Origin of the sequence: Oceanispirochaeta sp. (genome assembly GCF_027859075.1) — a bacterium.
Lineage (GTDB): Bacteria > Spirochaetota > Spirochaetia > DSM-2461 > DSM-2461 > Oceanispirochaeta.
The window spans coordinates 1-4,227 of sequence record NZ_JAQIBL010000311.1; the positions used below are offsets into that span (position 1 = coordinate 1).

At 46.1% G+C, this 4,227-nt stretch carries 3 protein-coding genes and 1 pseudogene; all 4 read left to right on the forward strand.

Going from position 1 to position 4,227, the window contains the following annotated elements:
* Positions 1-242 (forward strand): annotated as a pseudogene (gene gatB / locus PF479_RS17630) (Asp-tRNA(Asn)/Glu-tRNA(Gln) amidotransferase GatCAB subunit B); the annotation flags it as partial.
* A gap of 29 nt (positions 243-271) precedes the next feature.
* Complete coding sequence (gene aspS / locus PF479_RS17635) at positions 272-1,543, forward strand: aspartate--tRNA(Asn) ligase (RefSeq protein WP_298009402.1); 1,272 nt, start codon at positions 272-274, stop codon at positions 1,541-1,543.
* 198 nt (positions 1,544-1,741) lie between these two features.
* On the forward strand, positions 1,742-3,124 hold the full coding sequence (gene asnS, locus PF479_RS17640) for an asparagine--tRNA ligase (RefSeq protein ID WP_298009405.1): 1,383 nt from the start codon (positions 1,742-1,744) through the stop codon (positions 3,122-3,124).
* Positions 3,125-3,158: 34 nt separating this feature from the next.
* The coding region (rlmN, locus tag PF479_RS17645; RefSeq protein ID WP_298009408.1) for a 23S rRNA (adenine(2503)-C(2))-methyltransferase RlmN at positions 3,159-4,227 on the forward strand (1,069 nt) is incomplete at its 3' end.

Here is a 4,227-nt window from a genome sequence, read left to right on the forward strand (position 1 = left end):
AAGAGAATAAAGATCCTGAACTGATTTGTGATGAACAGGGACTCGTTCAGATTTCAGATCCCGCAGCCATTGCAAAAATCATTGACGGGGTATTGAAGGCTCATGCAGATGTGACTCAAGCCGTTCAGGATGGTGATGTCCGTCAGATGGGATTCCTTGTCGGTCAGGTCATGCAGGCCTCCGGGGGAAAAGCATCTCCTCAGGTCGTACAGACCGTATTGAAGGAAAAAGTTCTGGGTTGATCCGGGGCTTAAAAACGAGAAGGGAAAATATGCGAGTATTATCAAAAGATATTAAAGATTCTAACGGCAAAGAAATCACCCTCAGTGGCTGGGTACACCGTATCCGCGATCTGGGAGGGGTGAATTTTATCATCCTCAGGGATAGAAGCGGAATGGCTCAGATTGTAACCAATGAAGTACTGGATCTCAATGTTGAAACCGTTATCAGTGCCACTGGAATGATCCATGAAAATGAAAAGGCACCCAAAGGCTTTGAGATGCAGCTGACAAAATTGGAAGTTCTGTCTGAAGCCTCCGCTGATCTGCCCTTTCCAGTGAATCAGGACCCTGAGAATATCGGTCTGGAAGCTATCCTGGATAACAGGATGATCTCCCTCAGAAACCCGAAAATCCTTTCTATTTTTCGTCTGCAAGCCGATCTTGTCCGGTATTTTGCTGATTTTTTAAGACTCCGTGATTTTACCGAGATTAAATCCAGTAAACTTGTTGCCGGAGGGACTGAAGGGGGATCAAATCTCTTTGAGGTTGACTATTTTGATACAAAAGTCTGTCTTGCCCAGTCTCCTCAGCAATACAAACAGACCATGGTTTCCAGCGGTCTGGAAAGAGTTTTTGAGATCGGCCAGGCTTACCGGGCGGAGAAGCATGATACTCCCCGTCATATAAATGAGTATGTTTCTCTGGATGTGGAAATGGGCTTTATTGAGTCAGAAAAAGACTTGATGACCCTGGAAGCTGAAATGATGGAGTATTTATTCCGCATGGTGAGAGAGAACAATCAGGAAGACCTGGATGCCTGGGGTGCGACCACGCCAGATCCGGATAAGTGCAGAGATATTCCTGTTATTCCCCATGACCAGGCCAAGAAAATTGTTTCCGAGCGTCTTGGGAGGCGTATTTTTGAAATTAATCCTGAAGCAGAAAGAGTCATCTGTGACTGGGCAGAGGAAGAGTATGGTATCCCCATGGTTTTTATCAATGCCTTTCCCAGGAAAAAGAGACCCTTCTACACCTATCCCGAAGGCCTTAAAACTATGAGTTATGACCTGATTTTCAGAGGATTGGAAATCACAACCGGTGGAAGAAGAATCAATGAATACAAGATGATGAAAGAGACTCTTCCAAAATTCGGTATGACCGAAGAGGAACTGGGAGACTACATGTCCATCTTCAAATATGGATGTCCTCCCCACGGCGGGTTTGCCATTGGTCTGGAGCGTCTTACCCAGAAAATCCTGTGCCTCACAAATGTGAAAGAAGCCTCTCTCTTTCCCAGGGACAGAAAAAGAACCAGTCCCTGACGGACTTCTTCCATTTTTGCTTATCGAACCCCGTTCCTATCCGGTTAATGGGGTTTTTTTTACTGCTGTCCACGTTGCCGCTACGGGATGTATCCAGACCATCAGCCGGGTCTCAAAGACTGGAATTTTCATGACTCTCCGGGTTTCTCTGATTTCCAAGTATTGCCAGCACAGCTGTCTCGGATTATACTGCCGTTTATGGTAGACAATACAATTAAGCAGATTTTACAGAAGACAGACAGCATCGGTTCTGAAATAAGGGTACAAGCCTGGGTCCGGACAAAAAGAGACACCAAGGAATTGGTTTTTATCGCCTTAAATGACGGTTCCTGTATGAATAACCTTCAGGTCATTGCCGAAAAGTCGGTTATTTCAGAAAATGTGCTTCACACACTGACAACGGGGGCAAGCTGCTCTGTCACGGGGATACTCGTGGAATCCCCCGCCAAGGGGCAGACTCTGGAACTGCAGGCTCTTTCCCTGGAGCAGCTGGGGGACTGTCCCTCCGACTATCCTCTGCAGAAAAAGAGACACTCCTTCGAATTTCTCAGGGAAATAGCCCATTTAAGAACCAGAACCAATACCTTCGGAGCCGTTGCTAGAGTCCGGAATGCCCTGACTATTGCGGTTCATTCCTTTTTTCAGGAACTGGAGTTTTTTAATGTGCACACTCCCATTATCACAGCCAGCGATGCCGAAGGGGCAGGGGAGATGTTTCAGGTTACAACTCTTCCCTTCGAAACCTTTGATAGTAGTGCCGGAATCGATTATTCCCGGGATTTCTTTGGTAAAAAGGCATCTCTCACCGTAAGCGGACAGCTCTCGGCAGAAACCTATGCCACCGCATTGGGGCGTGTGTATACATTCGGTCCGACATTCCGTGCCGAAAACTCCAACACCTCCAGGCATCTGGCGGAATTCTGGATGATCGAGCCGGAAATGTCTTTTTGCGACATCAACGGTAATATGGACCTGGCAGAAGATTTTCTTAAATATGTGCTGAAGTATGTGCTGGATAACTGCGAGGAAGACATGGTTTTTTTCAATACTTTTATTCATAAAGGGATCATCGATGACCTGAGGGCCGTAATCAACTCAAGCTTCACCAGGATCAGTTACACAAAAGCCATTGAAGATCTGAAAGCCTCTTCAGTTTCTTTTGAATACCCCGTTTCCTGGGGTATCGACCTGGCTTCGGAACATGAAAAATATCTCACCGAAGAAATCTATAAAGGACCAGTCATCATTACTGACTACCCCAAGGATATCAAAGCCTTCTATATGAAGATGAACGGCGATGGCAAAACTGTCAGGGCCATGGATGTTCTCGTTCCAAGGCTGGGAGAAATCATCGGCGGCAGCGAACGAGAAAACAGGTACGACCTGCTTTTGGACAGAATCAAGGAACAGGGCTTGAATCCTGAGGATTACTGGTGGTATCTGGATCTGAGAAAATATGGAACTGTTCCCCATGCCGGGTTCGGTCTTGGATTTGAACGTCTTGTTCAGTATGTTACAGGCATGACCAATATCCGGGATGTGATTCCTTATGCCCGTTCTGCCCGGAATTGCGATTTTTAAAGATTCTAAATCTGCGGAATAAAAGAGGCCTTCCATGATGACCCTGCTGAATTATAATCGGACCCATCTTATAGAGTATGTCCGGCAGAACTTCGGCAAAAATGAGAGTTATGGGGACGCTCTTTTCCGGTATCTCTACCATGGCTCCTCCAGGAATTTTGATTTTGAGAAACATCTCTCATTTCAGCATTTTCTGGAAAGAGTCATCACTACTGATATGCCCCGGATTGGTCCGAGGGAAGAACAGGAGGGCACTGTCAAATTCCTTCTGGATATGAATCAGAACTATTACAGCGAATCTGTCATCATCCCCATGCAGCATTACTCCACTCTCTGCCTGTCATCCCAGATTGGCTGCCGCTATGGCTGTGCTTTCTGTGCAACCGGTAATATGGGATTTATCAGGAATCTCACAACTGCGGAAATTGTGGCTCAGGTTCTATCTGCACGATTTGCACTGGGCGTTTCAGATCTGCAGAACGTCGTATTTATGGGGATGGGGGAGCCTTTTGATAATTTTGACAATCTCGTTGAGTCTCTGGATATCCTTTCTGATGAGCGGGGCTTAAACATTCCCAAGCGGCGGATTTCACTGTCTACTGCCGGCCATGGTGAAGGAATTCTAAAATTAACAAAATTGTGTGAATCAAGGCCTGATGAAAATTATCATACCCTCCATCTGAGCCTCAGTCTTCACAGTGCACAGGATCATATCCGGGAGACACTTATGCCTATCAACAAGGCATACCCTTTGGGAGAATTACGTAAAGTCCTCCTTGATTCACCCTACAGCCAAAGCAAAGATGGTTTATATATTGAATATATGATCATACCCGGGATCAGTGATCAGGAGGGTGAACTGGAGGCTTTAAACCAGTTCTTAGAGGGAATGAAGGTGAAAATTAATCTGATTCCTTATAATCCTGTTAAAGGAAGCCCCTGGAGATCTCCGACAAGTGAAGAGACGACCCGTGTCTGGAATAAAATGAAAGACGCAGGATATTACTGCCGGACCCGCCAGAGTAAAGGGGAAACAATGATGGCCGCATGCGGTCAGTTGGGCAGCAGGAGTATAGAGCATGAAAGCACAGGATCATTCATTT